The 19,815-nt window shown below is 72.8% G+C and carries 18 protein-coding genes; 11 read left to right on the top strand and 7 right to left on the bottom strand.

What is annotated here, in order from left to right; translation table 11 throughout:
• Window positions 1–100 precede the first annotated feature (100 nt).
• The gene (locus tag OG802_RS27740; RefSeq protein WP_329414769.1) at window positions 101–742 is read right to left on the bottom strand and encodes a Tat pathway signal sequence domain protein; all 642 of its coding nucleotides are present in this window, start codon (window positions 740–742) and stop codon (window positions 101–103) included.
• 678 nt (window positions 743–1,420) lie between these two features.
• Here OG802_RS27740 and OG802_RS27735 point away from each other — a divergent pair.
• From OG802_RS27735 to OG802_RS27705, 7 genes are all read left to right on the top strand, one after another.
• Window positions 1,421–2,086, top strand: coding sequence for a DUF6230 family protein (locus OG802_RS27735; protein WP_329414767.1), 666 nt, complete (start codon window positions 1,421–1,423; stop codon window positions 2,084–2,086).
• Entirely contained in the window at window positions 2,086–2,547 is a 462-nt protein-coding gene (locus OG802_RS27730) for a DUF6114 domain-containing protein (RefSeq protein ID WP_329414764.1), read from the top strand. The genes OG802_RS27735 and OG802_RS27730 overlap by 1 nt, the downstream gene beginning before the upstream one ends.
• Window positions 2,548–3,050: 503 nt before the next feature.
• Window positions 3,051–4,070, top strand: coding sequence for a substrate-binding domain-containing protein (locus OG802_RS27725; RefSeq protein WP_329414762.1), 1,020 nt, complete (start codon window positions 3,051–3,053; stop codon window positions 4,068–4,070).
• 129 nt (window positions 4,071–4,199) lie between these two features.
• Window positions 4,200–6,902: a sensor histidine kinase gene (locus OG802_RS27720; protein ID WP_329414760.1), complete on the top strand. Its 2,703-nt coding sequence runs from the start codon at window positions 4,200–4,202 to the stop codon at window positions 6,900–6,902.
• Window positions 6,903–6,913: 11 nt separating this feature from the next.
• On the top strand, window positions 6,914–7,348 hold the full coding sequence (locus OG802_RS27715) for a roadblock/LC7 domain-containing protein (RefSeq protein WP_329414757.1): 435 nt from the start codon (window positions 6,914–6,916) through the stop codon (window positions 7,346–7,348).
• A 1-nt stretch (window position 7,349) separates the two neighbouring features.
• On the top strand, window positions 7,350–7,706 hold the full coding sequence (locus OG802_RS27710; RefSeq protein WP_329414754.1) for a DUF742 domain-containing protein: 357 nt from the start codon (window positions 7,350–7,352) through the stop codon (window positions 7,704–7,706).
• A complete protein-coding gene (locus OG802_RS27705; RefSeq protein ID WP_329414752.1) occupies window positions 7,693–8,301 on the top strand; it encodes a GTP-binding protein in 609 nt (202 codons plus the stop codon). The genes OG802_RS27710 and OG802_RS27705 overlap by 14 nt, the downstream gene beginning before the upstream one ends.
• 110 nt (window positions 8,302–8,411) lie before the next feature.
• Here the strand turns inward: OG802_RS27705 and OG802_RS27700 are convergent, their stop codons facing one another.
• The 3 genes from OG802_RS27700 to OG802_RS27690 form a co-directional block, all read right to left on the bottom strand.
• Window positions 8,412–8,828: an ankyrin repeat domain-containing protein gene (locus tag OG802_RS27700; protein WP_329414750.1), complete on the bottom strand. Its 417-nt coding sequence runs from the start codon at window positions 8,826–8,828 to the stop codon at window positions 8,412–8,414.
• A 33-nt stretch (window positions 8,829–8,861) separates the two neighbouring features.
• Window positions 8,862–10,640, bottom strand: a complete 1,779-nt coding sequence (locus tag OG802_RS27695; protein WP_329414748.1) for an aromatic amino acid lyase — start codon at window positions 10,638–10,640, stop codon at window positions 8,862–8,864.
• 128 nt (window positions 10,641–10,768) lie between these two features.
• The gene (locus tag OG802_RS27690; protein ID WP_443055374.1) at window positions 10,769–11,728 is read right to left on the bottom strand and encodes an ABC transporter substrate-binding protein; all 960 of its coding nucleotides are present in this window, start codon (window positions 11,726–11,728) and stop codon (window positions 10,769–10,771) included.
• Between the two features lie 402 nt (window positions 11,729–12,130).
• Between OG802_RS27690 and OG802_RS27685 the strand changes: the two genes are divergently transcribed.
• From OG802_RS27685 to OG802_RS27670, 4 genes are read left to right on the top strand one after another with little or no spacing between them, the layout of a single operon-like run.
• A complete protein-coding gene (locus tag OG802_RS27685) occupies window positions 12,131–15,448 on the top strand; it encodes a sensor histidine kinase (protein WP_329414746.1) in 3,318 nt (1,105 codons plus the stop codon).
• Window positions 15,445–15,921, top strand: a complete 477-nt coding sequence (locus OG802_RS27680; RefSeq protein WP_329414744.1) for a roadblock/LC7 domain-containing protein — start codon at window positions 15,445–15,447, stop codon at window positions 15,919–15,921. The genes OG802_RS27685 and OG802_RS27680 overlap by 4 nt, the downstream gene beginning before the upstream one ends.
• Window positions 15,922–15,952: 31 nt before the next feature.
• The gene (locus OG802_RS27675) at window positions 15,953–16,396 is read left to right on the top strand and encodes a DUF742 domain-containing protein (protein WP_329414742.1); all 444 of its coding nucleotides are present in this window, start codon (window positions 15,953–15,955) and stop codon (window positions 16,394–16,396) included.
• Window positions 16,383–16,982: a GTP-binding protein gene (locus OG802_RS27670; protein ID WP_329414740.1), complete on the top strand. Its 600-nt coding sequence runs from the start codon at window positions 16,383–16,385 to the stop codon at window positions 16,980–16,982. The genes OG802_RS27675 and OG802_RS27670 overlap by 14 nt, the downstream gene beginning before the upstream one ends.
• Before the next feature lie 61 nt (window positions 16,983–17,043).
• Here the strand turns inward: OG802_RS27670 and OG802_RS27665 are convergent, their stop codons facing one another.
• The 3 genes from OG802_RS27665 to OG802_RS27655 are packed head-to-tail and all read right to left on the bottom strand — an operon-like array spanning window position 17,044 to window position 19,576.
• The gene (locus tag OG802_RS27665) at window positions 17,044–17,712 is read right to left on the bottom strand and encodes an ABC transporter permease (protein ID WP_329414737.1); all 669 of its coding nucleotides are present in this window, start codon (window positions 17,710–17,712) and stop codon (window positions 17,044–17,046) included.
• Entirely contained in the window at window positions 17,709–18,425 is a 717-nt protein-coding gene (locus OG802_RS27660) for an ABC transporter permease (protein ID WP_329414735.1), read from the bottom strand. Before OG802_RS27660 ends, OG802_RS27665 begins: the two co-directional genes overlap by 4 nt.
• Complete coding sequence (locus tag OG802_RS27655) at window positions 18,422–19,576, bottom strand: ABC transporter ATP-binding protein (protein ID WP_329414731.1); 1,155 nt, start codon at window positions 19,574–19,576, stop codon at window positions 18,422–18,424. Before OG802_RS27655 ends, OG802_RS27660 begins: the two co-directional genes overlap by 4 nt.
• Window positions 19,577–19,815 lie beyond the last annotated feature (239 nt).

Below are 19,815 nucleotides of genomic sequence, written 5' to 3'. Positions count from 1 at the left end.
GGAAGTCGTACGCCGCTCGGCCTCACCCGGACGAGGTGTCCGGGCGCGGGCGGGCCGCGTCCGGTCCGCCCGTGCCGGGGTCAGCCGCGCTCGGCGGTGTTCAGTTGACGGTGACGGCCTCGCCCGCGTCGGTCACCGGGGCGTACTTCGCGGTGAAGTAGCCGTTGGCGAAGCAGAGCGACGAGCCGGACGTCTTGGTGAAGTGCTGTCCGGTGAAGGTGATGCTGTTGTCGTCGTTGCTCGCGACGCCGGTCAGGCTCGGAGCCTGGTAGACGCAGTTGATGCTGCCGAGCAGGGTGCGCAGCACGACCGTGGTCTGGATGGTGGAGCCGGCCGCCGGGGTGACGGTCACGGAGCCGTCCGAGCCCACGCTGGTGGTGTAGGCCAGGTTGTTGACCGTGACGCCGGTGACGCCGAGCACGCCGAGCACGTTGGCGGTGCAGCTGCCGAAGGTGTGCGCGGTGAGCGACTCGGTGGCGACGCCGGGCGCGGCGGGGTTGTCGGTGACGGTGGCGTTGAACGCGGACGAGGCACAGGAGACGCCGCTGGTGCCGGTCGCGCTGGAGTAGAGGGTGGCGGTCGTGCCGGAGGCCAGGGACGCGTTGAGGACGTCACCGACGGCGACGTCGCCGTTGGCGGTCGTCAGGACGGCGCCCGCGGCGGAGGCCGGGGTGACGGCGGCGAGGGACAGGGCGGCGACGCCGCCGGCGACGGCGAGGAGGGTGCGGGAGCGGGTGCGCATGGGGGTGCCTCTTTCTCAAGGGGGGATTTGTTGCAGGGGGGTTGGTCGGTAGGAGGGGGGAACCGGCGCGTTGCATGGGAGCAACCTGGGGACGCGTTCGGCGTCCACCGCTGCCGGCCCGTGACGCCTTCTCCGTACGTGACGGACCGGCAACGGCGAGCGACCGGTGACCGGCCGGGGGCACTGGTGAGTGCTCCGGCCGGGCCGGGCGGAGAGGGCGATCGGCCGGGGCCGCAGGGGGAAGCGGTTCCGGCCGGCGCCGTGAAGGGATCGAGCCCGTGCTGAGGGCCCGTCATGGCGGAAAAAGTCCGGGAGCGCGGAGCTTGACGCCGCGCTGCGGATCCGGCGCCACGGATCCGGGCTGGGCCAGGAGAGTTGTAGACCTGATGTTCGGTCAACGTCAATAGCTGCAAAGGAACTTGATGGATCGACAGATGAAATCGATCAGGCCTGTCGGTCACTGGTCCGCAGGCGGCACATGATGGACACTCTTTTTTCACATCTCCCTTGACCGCATGGTGTAACCATCGGTAACTTCCTCGACGGCTACTGCTGCGTAACGTGAAAGCCCTTGCGGCTTCCGGGAGTCACGAGGAGACGTACGCGGCAGCCGCTGTCCGCGCCAGGACAACGCGCCACTGAAGCCCAACCCGCATGACTTAGCGCATGGGAGCAGACATGGCCTCGTCCCCGGACGTCACGTCGTCCGCCGACAACACCCCCGAGAACCCCGAAAGCGGTTCCACCGAGAGACGCGGCCGAGTCCGGCTGCGCCGGGCCGCCGTGATGGCGGTGCCCGCCACCTTCGTCGCCGCCGGCCTCGCGGTGCTCACCGCGCAGGGCGCGCTGGGCGTGCAGTTCGCGATCTCCGGCATGCCGTTCGTCGTCACCGCCGACAGGCTCGACGGCGAGGGCTTCGCCCAGTTCGGCGGCCTGGACAACATGATCGAGAACAGCCCGAACCAGGGCGACACCGGCGGCCAGGTCCTGGTCGTCACCTCGGTCGTGAAGAACGGCAAGATCACCAACATGTGCCAGAGCGTCGACCTCGGCGGCATCCAGCTCGTGCTGAAGGCCGGCGGCGGGAACACCCCGGTGAGCGTGAAGAACCTGGCCATCGACTCCGACCAGATCACCGGCGACGCCGAGTTCAACAACATCGAGATCGGCCGCGACTCCAGCACCTTCGACAAGGTCCCGATCCAGGGCCCCGCGGGCGTCTACGGCCAGCAGGCCGACACGGTCGTCATCAAGAACCTGTACCAGCACAACTACGCGGCCACCGCCGCCGTCTTCAAGCTGCCCGGACTGAAGATGAGCTTCTCCAGCGAGGGCTGCGAGTAATGACCTTCACCCAGTGGCGGGACCGCTTCCGCGGGTGGAGGGGCCACCGGCCCTTCGCGGGCGGCGTGCTGCTCGTCCTGGGCGGCGCGGAGATCCTGGTGACCATGAAGGCACCGCTTCCGGTCATCCTGCACGTCGGCATGCAGGGGCTGGCGGGTTACCTCCTGCCCACCCTGATGGTGCTCTGCGGTCTGCTGATCCTGTTCAACCCGATGCAGCGGCTGTTCTACTCGATCATCGCGATCCTGCTCTCCCTGGGCACCTGGCTCACGTCCAACATCGGCGGCTTCGTCGTCGGACTGCTGCTGGGCGCCGTGGGCAGTTCCCTCGCCTTCGGCTGGGTTCCCGACCAGGAACCGCGCCGGAGCCGTCGTCAGCGGCACGAGGAGAAGCAGGCCCTCCCGACGGTCGGCACGGCCCACAAGGGCGGCCACCTGCCCGAGACGGGCAAGCCCGCGTAAGCGGGACGGCGACATCCACCGGCGGGGCCGGGCGACTCGCGCACAGCGGGCCGCCTCCGGCCCCGCCGGTCTTCGTTCCCTGGAGCGCCGGCCGTCACGCCACGCCTCACACCACCGCGTCACGCCACCGCCGTCACGCCATCCCGTCACGCCGAGCGCCGTACGCCCTGCGTGCTCTGTGCTCTGTGCTCTGCGTGCCCCGCGCGCCGTACGCCTCGCGCGTCGCGTATCCCACCGCGCGTCCGGCGCGCCCCCGGTCCATACCTGGACGCATTGACGATCAGTCAATCCACCTGCGTCTTTGTCCCGCTGGTCCATACCGCGGGCATTCAGGATCACAATGCGGCACCGGCCTCTCACCCCCGGTGGCAGCTCACTTGACTACCGGCGGTCACACACGGTTGGCTCCGAGCCAACGGAAGTCTCCCGCCGGTGCCCACCCCCTCGCACCGGTGCCGCTCGCCCGTCCCTCTGCTCTGCCGCACAGCGAGGTGCAGCCCCCCATGACCACTCCCCTCCCCCTCCCCTTTCCCCGATCCTCCGCGATCCCGAGATCGCCGCGCCTCGCCGCCCTGGCCGCGGCCTGCTGCCTCCTGCTCGCCGGCTGCTCCGGCGCCGGCTCGTCCGCCCCGGCCGCGGACCGGGCGGGCGGCCCGGCCGGCCGCGTCAGGATCGCCCTGATCACCCACGGCGCCGAGGACGACGCCTTCTGGGAGCTGGTGCGCAAGGGCGCCGAGGCGGCGGCCGACAAGGACGGCGTCGACCTGGCCTACGCCAGCGACCCCGACGGCGCGGGCCAGGCCGCACTGGTGCGCAACGCGATCCGCGACAAGGTCGACGGCATCGCCGTGACCCTCGCCAAACCGCGGGCGATGAAGGCCCCGGTGGCCGCGGCCAAGGCGGCCGGCATACCCGTGGTCGGCCTCAACTCCGGCATCGACGCGTGGCGTTCGGCGGGGCTGCTGGAGTATTTCGGCCAGGACGAGAGCGTCGCGGGCCGGGCCGTCGGCGACAAGCTCGACGGCCTCCACGTCAAGCACGCCCTGTGCGTCATCCACGAGCGGGGCAACGTCGCCCTGGAGGCCCGCTGCGCCGGTGTGAAGAAGACGTTCTCCGGTGAGACGGACATGCTCTACGTCGACGGGACGGACATGGACGCGATGACCGCCGTCGTGACGACACGGCTGCGGCAGGACCCCGACATCGACGAAGTCATCACCAACGGGGCCCAGTTCGCGCTCGCGGCCGTACAGGCCGCCGACAAGGCCGGCAGCAAGGCCGAGGTCGCCACGTTCGACCTCAACAAGGACCTGGTCACGGCCGTGCGCGACGGCCGGGTGCAGTTCGCCGTGGACCAGCAGCCCTATCTCCAGGGGTACCTGGCCGTCGACGGACTGTGGCTGCACCGGACCAACGGCAACGTCAGCGGCGGCGGCGTGGCCCCCGTGCTGACCGGCCCCGCCTTCGTCACCCGCGCCAACGTCGCCCAGGTCGCCCGCTTCGCCGCCGCCGGAACCCGCTGACCGCACGCCGCCCCTCGCTCCCCTCCCCTCGCTCCCTCCCCGCCCCCTTTTCCCCTGGCCCTTCTCCCTGGCCCTCTCCCCCTCCCCGTCCCCTCTTCCCCCTCCCCGCTGATCGCTCCTAGGACGGCCATGTCTCCTCGGTCCGGCGCCCGGCGCCGCCGTCTCGGCTCCATACGTCTCTCCCTGATCCTGCTGGCGCTGGTGCCCGGCGTCACCCTCACCGCCATGTGGGGTGTGACGACGACCCAGATGTTCACCGAGGGGCTGCGGCTGCGCGCGCAGACGGAACTGAGCAGGTCCACCGGCGCGATGGGCACCGAGGCGACGCTCGCGCTCCAGCAGGAGCGCAGTCTGTCGGCGGTGTGGCTGGCCTCCGGTCCCGGCGGGTCCCGGGCCGCGCTGGAGGCCCAGCGCACGAAGACGGACGAGGCGGTCGCCAAGCTGGTGTCCCGGGCGGACGACATCCAGAAGGCGCCCGCCCGTGTCCGTGACCGGCTTTACTCGGTCGTCGCCTCGGTCGGCAGCCTGGAGTACTACCGTGGTCAGGTGGACGACCCCGTCGACATCACCGCCGCGCAGGCCCTGGACCAGTACACGTCCATCATTGACGACCAGATCCATGCGTTCCAGGAGCTGTCCCAGGTCGACGACGGCGACCTCACCTCGCAGGCCGGTCCGCTCGTCGCGCTGGAGCACGCGGCCGAGCTGGTCTCCGAGGAGGATCTGCAACTCACCCTGGCCGGGCCCGGGGGCCGCATGGACGAGAAGACCTGGGCCAAGTTCGCGCAGTTGGTGAACAGCCGCCGCTGGCTCGTGCAGGACCAGATCGTCCCCTCCCTCACCGGTGACGCGAAGGCGGACACCGAGCGGATCCTGACGAGCTACCAGTGGCAGACGCTGGAGGCCGTCGAGGACAAGGTGCTCGCCGCCCGCGCCGAACAGGGCGGACACGGCGACATCGCGCTGCCGGACGTGCAGAAGACATGGCGGGCCGCGCTCATCGACGTCAGCGACCAGTACGCGAAGCTCATCGGGGAACAGACGGCGACCCTGCTGCGGCACAGCGCGGACAACTCCCGCGGCCTGCTGATCAAGGCCGCCTCGCTGAGCGCCGGCGGTCTTCTCGCCCTCGTCGTGTGCGTCGGCATGTCCTGGCGGATCACCCGTTCCCTGTCACGGCGGCTGCACGGACTGCGGATGGCCACGCTGAGCCTGGCGCACGAGCGGCTTCCCGACGTGGTGGCCCGGCTGGACCGGGGAGAGACCGTCGACGTGGACGCGGAGACCCCGCCGCTCGACTACGGCAGCGACGAACTCGGCCAGGTGGCCAAGGCGTTCAACACCGCGCAGCGCACCGCCGTGCACACCGCGGTGGAACTCGCCGACACCCGGCGCGGCTTCCAGAAGGTCATCCTGGGCATCGCCCGGCAGAGCCAGAACCTGGTCAACCTCCAGCTCAGCAAGCTCGACGCCCTGGAACGCCGGCACCAGGACCCCGACGTCCTGAAAGGACTGTACGAACTCGACTCCACGGCGAGCCAGTTGCGGCGCTACGAGGAGAACCTCGTCATCATCAGCGGCGGCCGGCCGGGGCGCAGCTGGGCGGAGCCGGTGGCGCTGGTCGACATTCTGCGCAGCGCCGTCGGAGAGGTCGCCGAGTACCGGCGGGTGGAGGTGCACACCGAGGAGGAGGTGGCCGTCGCGCCGCCCGCCGTGGCGGACGTCATCCATCTGCTGGCCGAGCTCATCGACAACGCGACCTCCTACTCGCCCGCTCCGGCCCCGGTCGGCGTCCGGGCGACGCTGGTGGCCAGGGGGCTGGCGATCGAGGTCGAGGACCGCGGGCTCGGGATGTCCGAGGAGGACTACGCCTCCTTCAACGAGCAGTTGGCGGTCCCTCCGCAGTTCGACGTGGTGGCGCTGGCGGACGACCTGCGGCTGGGCATGTTCGTGGTGGCCCGGCTCGCGACCCGGCACGGCATCGCCGTGACCCTGCGCTCCTCGCCGTACGGCGGCACCACCGCGATCGTGCTCGTCCCGCACGACATCGTGGTCAAGGACGCGCCGGACGACGACCGCGACGACACGGCGTCCGCGGGCGTCCGGCGTCCGCGGGCCGCGCGGACGGCCGGGGAAGGAGAGCCGTCCGAGCCGCCACGCGACGCGCACGCCTCCGGCCCGGACGGGCGACAGGATCCGGCACAGGAGCGACCGCGCCGGCAGGAGCCGGAGCAGGGGCGGTCACGGGAGCAGGCGCGGGAACACGGCAGGTCCGGGCAGGAGGACGTCGGCCGCGCCCACGGACGTACGACGGCGTCCGTCCCGTCCCCGGCCTCAGCCCCGCTCCCGATCTCTACCCCTGCCCCTGCCGCTGCGTCTGCCTCTGCCTCTGTCGCGAACTCGGCCGACGGGTCCGACGGGCCGCCGTCGCTGCCCCGCCGGATACCGCAGACCAGCCTCGCCACCGAGTTGCGCGACGACGCCGCGGCCGCGGCCCGCGCCGGGCGCACCGAGGAAGACCCCTTCGCGGACGATTTCACCGCCGAGCGCGCGGCGTCCTCCCTCGCCGGCTTCCAGCGCGGCACCCGGCGCGCCCTCACCGAAGCGGACGCCGACGTTGACGCCGAAGCGGACGCCGACGTTGACGTTGACGCCGAAGCCGAAGCCGACGCCGCCGGTGGAGACGCCGGTGGAGACGCCCGTGATGGCGAAGCCCCGTGCCGCGGGCCGCGGGAGACGGCCGCCGCCGACCGGGACGGCGGCCCGCCGGTCACCGCCTCAGGCGCCACGGGCGCCGCCACGAACTCGACCACGCCCGCCGACCGCTCATGAAGGACACCCCGATGACACCCTCCCTCCCCGGCACCAACACCCAGCTCGACCAGCTGCTCACCGGTCTCGTCGACCGGGTCGCCGACGTCAACCAGGCCGTCGTGCTCTCGGAGGACGGTCTGGTGGTGAGCAAGTCCACCGGATTCCTGCGGGAGGACGCGGAACGACTGGCGGCGACCGCGTCCGGTCTGATGAGCCTCAGCAAGGGGGTCAGCATGGACTTCCGCGGCGGTCCGGTGCGCCAGGCACTGATCGAGATGGCCAACAGCTACCTGATCCTCACGTCGGCCGGTCCGGGCGCCCACCTCGTCGTGCTGGCGGGCAGGAACGCGGACGTCGGCGTGGTGGCGTACCAGATGAACATGCTGGTGAAGAAGATCGGCGAGCACCTCAGCGCGGCTCCGCGGGCCCATGCCGGTCCCGCCGCGCGCACCCACGGCGGGTGAGGTGAGCGGAGGCGACGAAGCGGGCCGGCTCGTCAGGCCGTTCGCCCTCACCGGTGGACGGACCCGGCCCAGCCGCGCCGACTTCACGCTCATCACCACGGTCACCGCGGTGGACCCGCCGCCCGAACGGCCGACGCGGCCCCAGCCGGAGCACGGCCGGATCCTGCGGCTGTGCGCCCGGCCGGTGGCCGTGGCGGAACTCGCGGCCCATCTCGACCTGCCGGTCAGCGTGGTCGTCATCCTGCTCTGCGACCTGCTGGAGGCGGGGCTGATCACGGCCCGCCCGCCCCGCTCCGTCACCGGCGCCCATGACCTGGACCTGCTGCAGAAAGTGAGGGACGGCCTTGGCCGGATCTGACACCGCCGCTCGCCCGGCCGCACCGGCGGCGGCCCCCGACACGGTGAAGATCCTCATCGCGGGCGGCTTCGGCGTCGGCAAGACGACGTTGGTCGGGGCGGTCAGCGAGATCACGCCGTTGCGCACGGAGGAGCCGCTGACGGTGGCAGGGCTGGACGTGGACGACCTGAAGGGCATCGAGGAGAAGCGGTCCACCACCGTGGCCCTCGACTTCGGGCGGATCTCCATCGGCGACGACCTGGTGCTCTACCTCTTCGGCACGCCCGGCCAGCAGCGTTTCTGGTTCATGTGGAACGACCTGGCGATCGGTGCGCTGGGCGCCGTGGTCCTCGTCGACGTACGGCGACCGGAGTCCAGCTTCGCCGCCGTCGACTTCTTCGAACGGCGGGAGATCCCGTTCGTCGTCGCGGTGAACGGCTTCCACGGCGTGCACCCGTATCCCCCGGAGGCGATCAGGGAATCCCTCGCCCTGCCGGAGCGGGTGCCCGTCCTGCTGTGCGACGCCCGGGACCGGGAGTCGTGCCGGGACGTGCTGATCGCCCTGATCGACCGGCTGATCGACGACGTCACGCTCCGCCCGCCCCCGCCGGCCTGACCCCGTCCCGCCTCGGACCGCCCCGCCTCGGACCGCCCCGCCCCGCCCCGCCCCGGACCGTCCCGGACCCTCCCTCCCGAGTCCGTTCCGCCGGCGCGAGGTGGTCGCCGTCAGCGGGCCCCGGCCGCGCGCAGGACGGCGACCGTCTCCGGATGAGGTCCCGCGGCCGCCCATTCCAGGGGTGTCAGCCCGGTGCCGTGATCCTCGCGCAGTCCGGGGTCCGCGCCGTGGACGAGCAGGGTGCGCACGGTCTCCACGTGGCCCCAGCAGGCCGCCGCGCACAGCGGAGTGCCCTCGGCGCCGACGCCGGCGCTCTCGGCGTCGGGCGGCGCCCCGGCCTCCAGCAGTCTGCGCGCCACGTCGGCCGCGCCGTGGACGCACGCGTGGTAGAGCGGGGTCGTGCCCTCGGAGTCTGCCCTGGCCGGGTCCGCGCCGGCCCGCAGCAGACGGTCGACGTCCCGGACCGTCCCGCACATCGCCGCCCCGACCAGGCGCGAGGTGAGCTTCTTCTGCCGTCTTCTGTTCACGGTCACCGAGCCTAGGGCTACTGGGCGGCCGTCTCACAGGTCTGCCAGCACCGGCAGCAGGCGGACGGCCGCCGTCACGTCGTCGGTGAGCGGACGGTCCCGCGTCTCCGCGGGCAGTGCCGCCGTCGCCACCGCGAGGGCCGCCACGCGGGGCGGGTCCGGATGCAGCCTCAACGCCCTCACCGCGCTGACGAGTTCGCAGCCGAGGACGACGGCGTAGGCCTCCGTCGCCCGCAGGGTCTGCCGTGCGGCCTGGCCCGCGAAGCTGGCGGCCTCCTCCAGGCCCCGGGAGAGGACGGCGTGCCCCGCCGAGGCCGGCGCCGCGCAGGAACGCAGCTCGGCCAGAGCCGAGTTGGCGCTGTACTCCAGGATCATCGTGCCCGAGCTGCTCACCGGCCCCGTGGCGAGGAAGACGGGCAGGCCGGTCAGTCCGGGATCGCCCAGTGCCGCCAGCCGGGCGGTCGAGAGCTGCGCGCTCTGCAACAGCGCGAGGACGACGCCGTCCAGGGCCAGTCCCAGGGGCGCGGCGAAGAAGCCGCCGTGGTGGTAGGCCCTGGCGTCGGCGGCGTCCATGAGGGGGTTCTCGGACGGGCAGTTGATCTCCACCTCGACGACCTCGCGCAGTCGCTCGCACGCGTCCAGCACGCACCCGTGGACCTGGGGGAAGGTCCGGAAGCCGAAGGGATCCTGGATGCGCCCTCCCCGGCGGGGCGGCGGGCGGTCGGCCCACCCGAGCAGCCGCCGCACCTCGCCCGCCGCCCGTGCCGCACCGGGGTAGGGGCGCAGGGCGTGCACGGGCGCGGCGTAGGCCTCGGGCGAGCCGGACACCGCGGCGAGGGACAGCGCGGCGACGGCGTGTGCGGCCCGCAGCAGCACGTCCAGTTCGCCCTGGGCGAGCGCGGCCTGCCCGAGCGCGAGGGCGTTGCTGCTGAGCAACGCCAGGGCGTCACCGGCTTGCAGGACGACGGGCGCGGGAGTCCCGGAGACGGGCGCGGGAGTGCGAGGGGGACCGGTGGGGGCTCCGGGGGTGACGGTTGCCGGACGTGGCTCGCGGGGCGGCTCGGGGCGCGGGTCGAGGCGACGACCGGCCGGGGCAGGGGCCGGGGCGGAGCCGGGGTCTGCGCCGGGGCCAGGGCCAGGGCCGGGGCCTGGGCCTGGGACGACGACGAACTGCACCGGGGCGGCGGGATCCTCACCGTGAGAGCCGTCGGCCGAGGTGGAGGCGGGGGCGTCCGGGCCGGCCCCGCGGGCCCGACGGGGTGGCTCGGGACGCGTCCAGGGGCGTTCGCCGATCAGCGTCAGACCCGTCTGCGCCAGGGCCGTCAGGTCGCCGGTGCCGATCCCGCCGTACTCGTTGACGGCCGGGTGGACGCCCAGCCGAAGGGCGTCGGCGAGGGCGTCGACGAAAGCCGGCTGGATGCCGGAGCCGCCGGCGAGCAACTGGTTGGCGCGCACCGCGAGCATCGCCCGCACCTGGCGGGCCGGGAGCAGGGCGCCCGCGCCGCCCGCGTGGCTGCGCAGGAGCCGCAGCCCGTGCGCGGCCTCGTCGTGCTCCTCGACCGGCACCGAGCGCTGCGCGCCGACGCCGGTGCCACGCCCGTACAGCCGCCCGGAGGCGGCGAGCCGCTGCGCGGTCAGCCAGGAGCGCCGGGCCCGGTCGCGCGCCTCCGGGGCGACCTCGGGCACGGCTTCGCCGTCGGCGAGTGCGAGCAGCTCGCCGACGGTGAGCGTGGTCCCGTCCAGGAGGACCCGGGCGCCCCCTCGGTGCGGGGGTACCCGGGCCCGTCCGTTCGCGGATGCGGTGACGTCCAACGGATCGGCAGTCCAGCGGTTCGGCGTCCGGCGGTCCAGCGGGTGAGCGGTTCGGCGGCGGCCCGGTCCCGGTGGCCCGACCGGGGTTCGGCGAGCCGGTCCGGGCGGGGCCGGGCAGCCGGGCTGTATCAGCCCAGGCCGGCCGTCTTCAGCCAGGCCTTGGCCACGTCGAGCGGGTCCTTGCTCTGGAGCTGCACCTGGGAGTCCAGGTCGAGCAGGGTCTTCGTGTCGAGCTTGGCGGAGACGGCGTTGAGCGCGTCGACGCCCTCCTGGGAGAGCCCGCTCTTGTAGACCACCGGGGTGACGTTCGCGAAGCCGAAGAGGTTCTTCGGGTCCTGGAGGACGACGAACTTCTCCTTGGTGATGGTCGGGTCCGTGGTGAAGACGTCCGCGGCCTGCACGGTGTCCTTCTTCAGCGCGGCCTGGGTCAGCGGGCCGCCCGCGTCGAGGGCCTTGAAGGACTTGAACTTCAGCCCGTACACGGAGTCGAGGCCGAGCAGGCCCTGCTGGCGGGTCTGGAACTCGGGCGATCCGCCGAGGACCAGCTTCGGCGCGATGTCCTTCAGGTCGGCGAGGGTGGACGTCGCGGTGAGGTGGTACTTCTGCGCGGTCGCCGCGTTGACCGTGACGGAGTCCTTGTCCTCGGCCGGCGACGACTCCAGCAGCGTCAGCTTGGAGTCGAGCTTGGCCTTCACCGCCGCGTTCACGGTCGCGAGCGACGTCTGCTCGGCCTTGGCGTCGAGGTAGGCCAGCAGCGAGCCGTTGTACTCCGGCAGGACGGTGATGGAACCGTTCTTGAGCAGGCCGTACGTGGTCTCCCGGCTGCCGATGTTGGGCTTGTAGGACACCTTGATGCCCTTGGCCTTCAGAGCCTCGCCGTAGATGTCGGCGATCAGGATGCTCTCGGCGAAGTTGTTGGAGCCGACGACCACGGTGTCACCGGCCGCCTTGTCGCCGGCGAGCGGGTCGGAGGAGTCGTCGGACGAGGAGGAACATCCCGCCAGCAGGGCCGTCATCGCGGCGAGGGCGACGGCCGCCGCACCGGGGTGGTTCCTGAGGGACCTGCTGCTGTGGGTGTTGGAAGTCACGGTTCCCGTTCCGGGCTGGGGGGTTGATGAGAACTCACACACTCTGACCTGATCCAATCCATCGGCTTCTCGATCAGTCAAGGGCAGCAGGATCACCGATTGGCGTCGATCCGTGATCACTTGTGCGCGGATCGGGAGATCGGCCGCCTCCCTCCCGGTGATCGCCGGGACGGCGTCTCCACTCCGCTTCGTAATGATTTCTTGACGCGGGGCGACGCGCGGCACCGTTCCGATTGGCGATAGGCTCCGCGGAGTTGACCTTCGTCACAGCAGTCGGCGGCGGTCACGGCGGTGTACGGGGGCCGCTTTCAGTGTCGTCGCACAAGGACACATGTGTGCACGGAAGTGCGCATATGCGAGACCCCCCTTGCACGCTTGCAACATCCTCTTGAAGGAGGCCCGGTGTCCACGAAAGAGGTGGACGCGTCCGCCCGGCCGGCGTCCTCGGCATCGTCCTCCGCGCGGCGGGGGATGCGGGGCTTCGCCGACCGATGGCCCTTCCAGCGCAAGCTGAACGTACTGGTCGGTATCCCGCTCACGGTGATCGCCCTGCTGCTGACGTACCTCATCGTCGACCTGGTGCAGGAGTCCGACCGCGCGAGCGACGCCGCCCAACTGGTGCGCGACAGCACCGAGGTGGCCCAGCTCGTCGCCGACCTCCAGGACGAGCACCAGCAGGCGATCCTGCTCTCCGTCCGGCACGAGGCGGCCTTCGACGCCGGCACCCCCTCCAGCGACGGATACCGGCAGGCCCAGCTCGTCGTGGACACGCAGGTGAACAAGGTCATCGACGCCTTCGACGACCGGCTGCCGGACGCGGAGCTCCAGGCCCTGAAGGAGGTCCAGGGACTGGCGGGGCTGCGGTCCACCATCGAGCAGGGCTATCTGCCCGCCGACAACATCGACCCCGCCTACTCGGGTGCCGCGGACGGTCTCATCGACGGCCTGAACCTGGACCGCGACCCCACGCTGGCCACCACCTTCACCGGCAGCCTCCTCGACTCGCTGCTGCGCGCCGACGCCGCGCACGGCGCCTACGAGACCGGCGTGTTCTCCGCGCGCACCGGCGACAGCAACGCGCTCATCGAGTTCACCGGAGCGGTCGGCTCCTACGAGGTGTTCACCTACCAGGCGCAGCGCTTCGACCGGTTCGCCGACGACGCGCAGTCCGAGGAGTTCAGCGGCATCGAGCACAACTCCTCGCAGGCGTCGATCACTCAGGACTACGCCGAACTGGCCGTGGACCCGAGCGCGTTGCAGGCCGAGTCCAAGACCGCGATCCGCGCCTCGTTCCGGGAGGCGCTCGCCTCCTACCCCGACTACAGCTCGCAGGCCGCGATCCGGCTGAAGATCACCGCGTCGCTCATCGACCGGATCGCCGACCGGGCGGACGACGCCGCCTCGGGCGCGCAGTGGCGCGCGGGCCTGCTGCTCAGCCTGGCACTGCTCTGCTTCGCCCTGTGGATCGCCTTCTCCGTCCTGGTCCGCCGCTCCGTGGTCCGTCCGGTGCTGGCCCTGACGGGAGCCGCCCAGGAGGTCGCCGACGTCGCGGGCCGCGAACTCGCCCGGGTCGCCGACGACGACGCCGAGGAGTCCGGCCCTCCGAGGCTGCGCGAGCTGCCGGTCACCGCCGACGACGAGATCGGCGAACTCGCCGAAGCCTTCAACAATGTCCAGACGACCGCGGCCGCGCTGCTGGAGCGCCAGGTGCTCAGCCGGCGCAACGTCGCCGAGATGTTCGGCAACGTCGGACGCCGCGTCAGCAACCTGACGACACGTCAGCTCGCGCTGATCGACGCGGTGGAGCGCGGTGAGACCGACCCGGCGCTGCTCGCGCGGCTCTACTCCATCGACCACATCGCGGTGCGCCTGCGCCGCAACGCCGACAGCCTGATGCTGCTCGCGGGGATCCGCGAGACCGTCCTGGACGCCGGGCCGACCGCGCTGACCAACGTCGTGCGGGCCGCCCTCGGCCAGATCGAGGGCTTCCAGCGGGTGCGGCTGCGGGTCGCGAGCGACGCCGTGGTGGAGCCGGACATCATCGGCGACCTGACGCTGATGATCGCCGAACTCCTCGAGAACGCCGTGTCGTTCTCGCCCGAGGGCAGCCCCGTCGAGGTCGTCGTGGGCTCCGACGGCGACGGCGCGTCCCTCACCGTCTCCGACCACGGCCTGGGCATGAGCGCCGACCGGCTCGCCGAGGAGAACGCCCGCCTGGTGCGCCGCGAGCGCCTCGACGTCGTCCCGACGAAGGTGCTCGGCCTGTTCGTGGTCGGCGCGCTGGCCCGCCGCTGGGACGTGGACGTCACCCTGTCCCGCACCCCGGGCGGCGGTGTGACGGCCGAGGTGCTGATCCCCTCGGCGCTGCTCCTGACGGCGGCCGAGGAGGACGTGGCAGGCGCGGCGGACAGGCCCGGCGCCACCGGCACGCCGGCCGCCCCGTCGGCCGCGGCCCTCCCGTCGGCCGTCCCGTCGGCCGCTCCGCCCGCCGCCGCACCGGCCGCCCTCTCGGCGCCCGCGGCCGGGCCCTCCCCGTCGGCCTCGGTCCCGTCCTGGGCCGCGCGGTCGGACGATCCGGCCGTGCTGCCGCGCCGGGTCCCCCGCCGCGGCCCCTCCCCCGCCGACCCGGAGGGCGAGCCCCCGCTCGGCGCGAAGTCCCGCGCCGAGGACCAGGAACCGACGACCGGCGCTTCGACCGCCGACACCCCGGCCGGCCCGCGCACCGGCGAGCCCGCCGCCCACGCCCGCACGGACGCGGCCGGAGAGCCCGCGCGCACGGCGGTGGGCGATCCGGCCTCCGCCCGACCGGCGGAGACCGGATCACTCACCGCCCCGGCCCGGCAGGATGCCCGGACCGGCGCCGTCACCGTCACGGCCGGGCCGGGCGAGGCCCCCGCCGAACCGGCGGCCGGCCCACGGGACGGGACGCCGGGCACCGGACACGGCGTCCCCGCGCCGCGGTCGCCCCTCGCCCCGCGCGCGGCGGCCCACCTGGACGCCGAGGCCCACGCCCGCGCCACCGAGCCCCCGGTCGACGCCGGCACGCCGGAGCCCGCGCCGCACAGTCGCACCGCGCAGTCCGATTCCGTGCCCCACGCCCGTACGGCGGCCGGGCCCTACGGCGGTTCCGACGGCGGTTCCGCCGACCCGGCCGACTCCGCCGACTCCGCGGACCGCCCGGGACTCCCCGCACGTCACACGCGGTCCGGCGGCGCCGCGGCCTCCGGCGGCCCCGCCGCATCCGGCGAGCCCGCCGCCGGGGGCGACGGAGCCCGTCCCCTGCGGCGCCGTGTGCGCGGCGCCACGCTGCGGACGACGGCCGAAGCCGCCGCCCAGCAGGCGGCGCGCAGTCCGGCCCGCCCGGCGGACGCGGACGCCGTGCGCAGCGCGCTGGAGGAGTTCGAGGCGGCCGTGGCCCAGGCGCACCGGGACAGCGGCGGGGACACGGGCGAACACCCCGCCCCCGCCGGCGTCCACGACGGCGTCCGGCCCGGCCACCGTCCCGCCGAAGAGCTGGACCACCGTCCCGGCCACCGTCCGGACGACCGGCTCGACCAGCCCCACCCGACCGACCAGCCCCACCGGACCGACCGGACAGCGCCGTCCGACCCGTCCGCCCCGTCGGAACCGTCCGACGGGACCCACCCGATCGCCGATCCGATCGCGGTCCGGGACACACCGCACCACCAGAACCACCTTCCGGAAGGAGCCGAGCAGTGAGCACGTCGACAGGTGAGACTCCCGCCGGAGACGCCAGGCCGACCGATCTGCGGGCCGCCGCAGCCGACTTCACCTGGCTGCTCAACCGTTTCGCCACCGAGACCGCGGGGGTCGTGGACGCCATCGCGGTGTCCTCCGACGGTCTGCTGATCGCCGTCTCGGAGCTGCGCGAGCACGCGGACTCCGAACGGCTGGCCGCGATCGTCTCGGGCATCACCAGCCTGGCCGCGGGCGCCTCCGGCAACTACGGCCTGGGGGGACTGAACAAGGTCATCATCGACCTGGAGGGCGGCCATGTGCTGGTCTCCGCTATCGGCAGCGGCGCGGTGCTGGGCGTGGTCACCGACAAGGAGGCCAAGCTGGGCAACATCGCCTACGAGATGACGGTGTTCGCCAACCGCGCCGGCGCCGCGCTCAGTCCGCAGCTCGTCCTGGAGCTGAAGAACAGCGTCGGCGCCCCGCGTACGCGTTGACCGCGTGCCACCGTAGAGAAAGCGAACACCGATGGCGGACGGCCGCACCCCGCGCGGGGCCGGCGAGGACGGCGTCGCCCCGGTCGGGCCCGCGCCCGCCGTCCGGCCCTTCCTGGTCACCGCCGGACGGGTCGCGGGCGGCTCGGACGAGGCGTCGTCCGGCCGGACGATGCCCGTGGAGACCCAGTTGGTGACCACCGCCGACGGGATCGACGCGCTCGGCCGGCTCTCCTTCGAGCAGCACGACATCGTCGCCGCCTGCCGCGTCCCGCAGTCGATCGCGGAGATCGCGGCGCGGCTGCGGCTGCACCTGAACGTGGTGCGGGTCCTCGCCGAGGACCTGCGGACGGCGGGGCAGCTGTCGGTGCACGTGCCCGACTCCGGCGTCACCCACGACGCGTCCGTCCTGCGCAGGGTTATCGATGGCCTGCGGGCCATCCCCGACTCCCGGGGAGTACTCCGTGACACCGACTGAACCGCTGGTCCGCGCCTCGGCCGGCCAGTCCGCCGTACGGCCGCCGCTGCCGGTGAAACTGGTGATCGCGGGCGGCTTCGGCGTGGGCAAGACCACCGCCGTCGGCTCGATCTCCGAGATCGAGCCGCTGACCACCGAAGCGGCGATCACCGAGGTCGCGGCGGGGGTGGACGACCTCAGCCACACTCCCCGCAAGACCACCACCACGGTCGCCATGGACTTCGGCTGCATCACCATCGACCCGACCCTGAAGCTCTATCTGTTCGGCACGCCCGGACAGGAGCGGTTCGGGTTCATGTGGGACGACATCGTGGAGGGCGCGGTCGGCGGGCTGGTCATCGTCGACACCCGCCGCCTCGACGACTGCTACGCCGCGGTCGACTACTTCGAGCACAAGCAGATCCCGTTCGCCGTCGCCGTCAACGCCTTCGACGGGGAGGTGGCGCACACGCTGGACGAGGTCCGCTGGGCCCTCGACGTCTCGGACGGCGTTCCGCTGCTCGTGTTCGACGCGCGCGAGCGCGGCTCGGTCCGGGACGCGCTGCTCGTCGTGCTGGAACAGGCCCTGGCCCGCTCGGAGCGCTGACGGCGCGGGGCGGGCGAGCGGCAGGCGGTCCTCCCCGCCCCCGGCCCCGCACCGGCAGCGCCTAGCCGCTCCGGCGCACCCCCGGCGAGACGGTCGCTCTGGTCGCCGCCCAGAACAGGGCGAGCGTGACCAGGGCGAGGCCGGCCACCAGGACCGCGCCGCCCACGACCTTCTCGTAGTCGTGCTGGTAGAGGCCGTCGACGATGTAGCGGCCGAGGCCGCCGAGGCTGACGTACGCGGCGATGGTGGCCGTGGAGACGATCTGGATGGCCGCCGAGCGCAGACCGCCGAAGATCAGCGGGAGCGCCACCGGCAGTTCGACGCGGAGCAGGACGTCGCTCTCGCGCATGCCCATCCCGCGCGCGGCGTCCACCGGGGACGGGTCGACGGAGCGCACCGCCTCGTACGTGGTGACCAGGATCGGCGGCACGGCGAGGACGACCAGCGGGATCATCACCGGCAGCATGCCGAACCCGAGCACGATGGTCGTCACGACCAGCAGACCGAAGGTGGGCAGCGCGCGGGCCGCCGTGGCGACCAGGGAGAGGACGTTTCCGCCCCGCCCGTAGTGGCCCGTCACCAGGCCGACGGGAAGCCCGATGGCGGCCGCGAACGCGAGGGCTTCCAGGGAGTACTGGACGTGCTCCCACACGCGGGTGGGGATTCCGTCGTAACCGTGCCAGTGGGCGCTGTCGTTGAAGAAGGCGCTGACGAAACTGAGTACGTTCACCGGGCTGCGTCCTCCAGGGCGGGCACGGCCGGGGCGGGACGCCCGCCCGCGCTCCGGGATCCGCCTCGGCTCGGACCGCTCGGCATCCAGGGGGTGAGCAGGACGCGCACGACGACCAGGAGGGCGTCGGCCAGGACCGCGAGGGCGGCGCTGGTGAGCACGGAGTTCCAGGCGAGTTCGGGCCGGTTGTAGATCTGGGCGTCGTGCAGGAGGTTGCCGAGCGCGCCCTGGTTGCCGATCAGCATGCCGACGCTGACGAGGCTGATGCTGGACACGGTGGCCACGCGCAGCCCGGCGACGATGGCGGGCACCGCGATCGGCAACTGGACCTGTAGGTAACGGCGTACGGGGCCGAAGCCCATGGCGGTCGCGGCGGCGAGGGTCTCCTGCGGCACCGAGCGGACGCCTTCGACGATCGCGGGCACGAGCACCACGAGGGTGTAGACCGTGAGCGGGATCATCACGGTCAGCTCGGTCTGCCCGGTGTAGTCGATGAGGACGACGAAGAAAGCCAGCGACGGAATCGCGTAGAGCACGGTCGTCACCCACAGCACGGGCGGGTACAGCCAGCGCAGCCGCACGCACAGCTGGGCCAGCGGGAGGGCGAGCAGCAGTCCGGCCAGCACGGGCAGCAGGGCCTCGCGCAGATGCAGTCCGATCAGGCCGAGCCAGTCGTGCTGGAGGTCGCTCGGGATGTCGAAGAAGCGGTTCACCGGACGGCCTTCTCGACGCCGGCTCCGTCGTCGAGCGACTCCTGGCGGCCTGCCGCGTGGGCGCCCCGGATGGCCTCGGCGATGGAGGCCTGCGAGACGACTCCGGCGGCCCGGCCCTCGTCGTCCACGGCGACGGCCCAGCCGGTGGGCGACAGGACGGCGCAGTCCAGCGCGGCGCGCAGCGAGTCCCGGCCGGCGACGAACGGCCGTCCGCACGACAGGAGTCGGCCGGCGTCGATCCGTCCGGCCGTCAGCAGGCCGGGCTCGCTCCAGCCGAGCGGGCGGCCGTCCAGGCCGGTGACGAGGAGGTAGGGGGTCTCGTCCGCGCCGCGGGCGGCGATCTGTTCGGCGGTGGCGTCGACCGCGACGACCGGGGCGGTGAGCAGCTTCAGGCCCGCGGAGGAGAAGAACGACAGGCGCCGGATGCCGCGGTCGGCGCCGAGGAAGTCCTCGACGAATGCGTCGGCCGGGTCGGACAGCAGCTCGGCGGGCGGCGCGAACTGGGCCAGCCGGCCGCCGGTGCGCAGCACGGCGACCATAGTGCCCAGTTTGACGGCCTCGTCGATGTCGTGCGTGACGAAGACGATGGTCTTGCCCAACTCGTCCTGGATGCGCAGGAGTTCGTCCTGGAGGCCCTTGCGGACGACCGGGTCGACGGCGGAGAAGGGCTCGTCCATCAGCAGTACGGGCGGATCGGCGGCGAGCGCCCGGGCCACGCCGACGCGCTGTTGCTGGCCGCCGGAGAGCTGGTAGGGGTAGCGCTTGGCGAACGAGGCGTCGAGGCCGACGCGTTCCATCAGTTCGCGGGCCCTCGCGCGGGCCTTGCCCTTGCTCCAGCCGAGCATCCGGGGGACGGTGGCGATGTTGTCGACGATCGTGCGGTGCTGGAAGAGACCGGCGTTCTGGATGACGTAACCCATGCCCCGGCGCAGGGTGTTGACGGGCTGCTGACGGGTGTCGACGCCGTCGATGAGGATCGCGCCCTCGCTGGGCTCGACCATTCTGTTGATCATCCGCAGGGTGGTCGTCTTGCCGCAGCCCGAGGGGCCCACCAGGACGGTGATCGCCCGGTCCGGTATGTCGAGGGAGAGCCGGTCGACCGCCACCGTGCCGTCCGGATACCGCTTGGTGACTGAATCTATCCGTATCAAAACGCCGAATACCCTTCGGGTCTGGCAATTTCCGCCCGCACTCGACCGATCGAGTCCGGATCATTGCGGGGAGAGTCTAGACCGCCCACCGGACGGGCGGTCGGCCGCCGACCGCCCCGGCGCACCGCGCCCTCAGGGACGGCTCAACGACCCGCGGGCGGGGCCCCAAACGTCCCCGCCGGGTGCGGGCGGACGCGGGGCCGGGGGCCGTCGTCCCCGGCCCGAGGTCCAGGCGACGA

This window comes from Streptomyces sp. NBC_00704, assembly GCF_036226605.1.
GTDB lineage: Bacteria > Actinomycetota > Actinomycetes > Streptomycetales > Streptomycetaceae > Streptomyces.
Note: the sequence above shows the minus strand (reverse complement) of the source record. Positions and strands in the feature narration are given on the sequence as shown.

Bases quoted from the DNA above. Each gene is read 5' to 3' on its own strand.
- OG802_RS27740 (WP_329414769.1), bottom strand. From the start codon at position 742: ATGCGCACCCGCTCCCGCACCCTCCTCGCCGTCGCCGGCGGCGTCGCC.
- OG802_RS27735 (WP_329414767.1), top strand. From the start codon at position 1,421: ATGGCCTCGTCCCCGGACGTCACGTCGTCCGCCGACAACACCCCCGAG.
- OG802_RS27730 (WP_329414764.1), top strand. From the start codon at position 2,086: ATGACCTTCACCCAGTGGCGGGACCGCTTCCGCGGGTGGAGGGGCCAC.
- OG802_RS27725 (WP_329414762.1), top strand. From the start codon at position 3,051: ATGACCACTCCCCTCCCCCTCCCCTTTCCCCGATCCTCCGCGATCCCG.
- OG802_RS27720 (WP_329414760.1), top strand. From the start codon at position 4,200: ATGTCTCCTCGGTCCGGCGCCCGGCGCCGCCGTCTCGGCTCCATACGT.
- OG802_RS27715 (WP_329414757.1), top strand. From the start codon at position 6,914: ATGACACCCTCCCTCCCCGGCACCAACACCCAGCTCGACCAGCTGCTC.
- OG802_RS27675 (WP_329414742.1), top strand. From the start codon at position 15,953: ATGGCGGACGGCCGCACCCCGCGCGGGGCCGGCGAGGACGGCGTCGCC.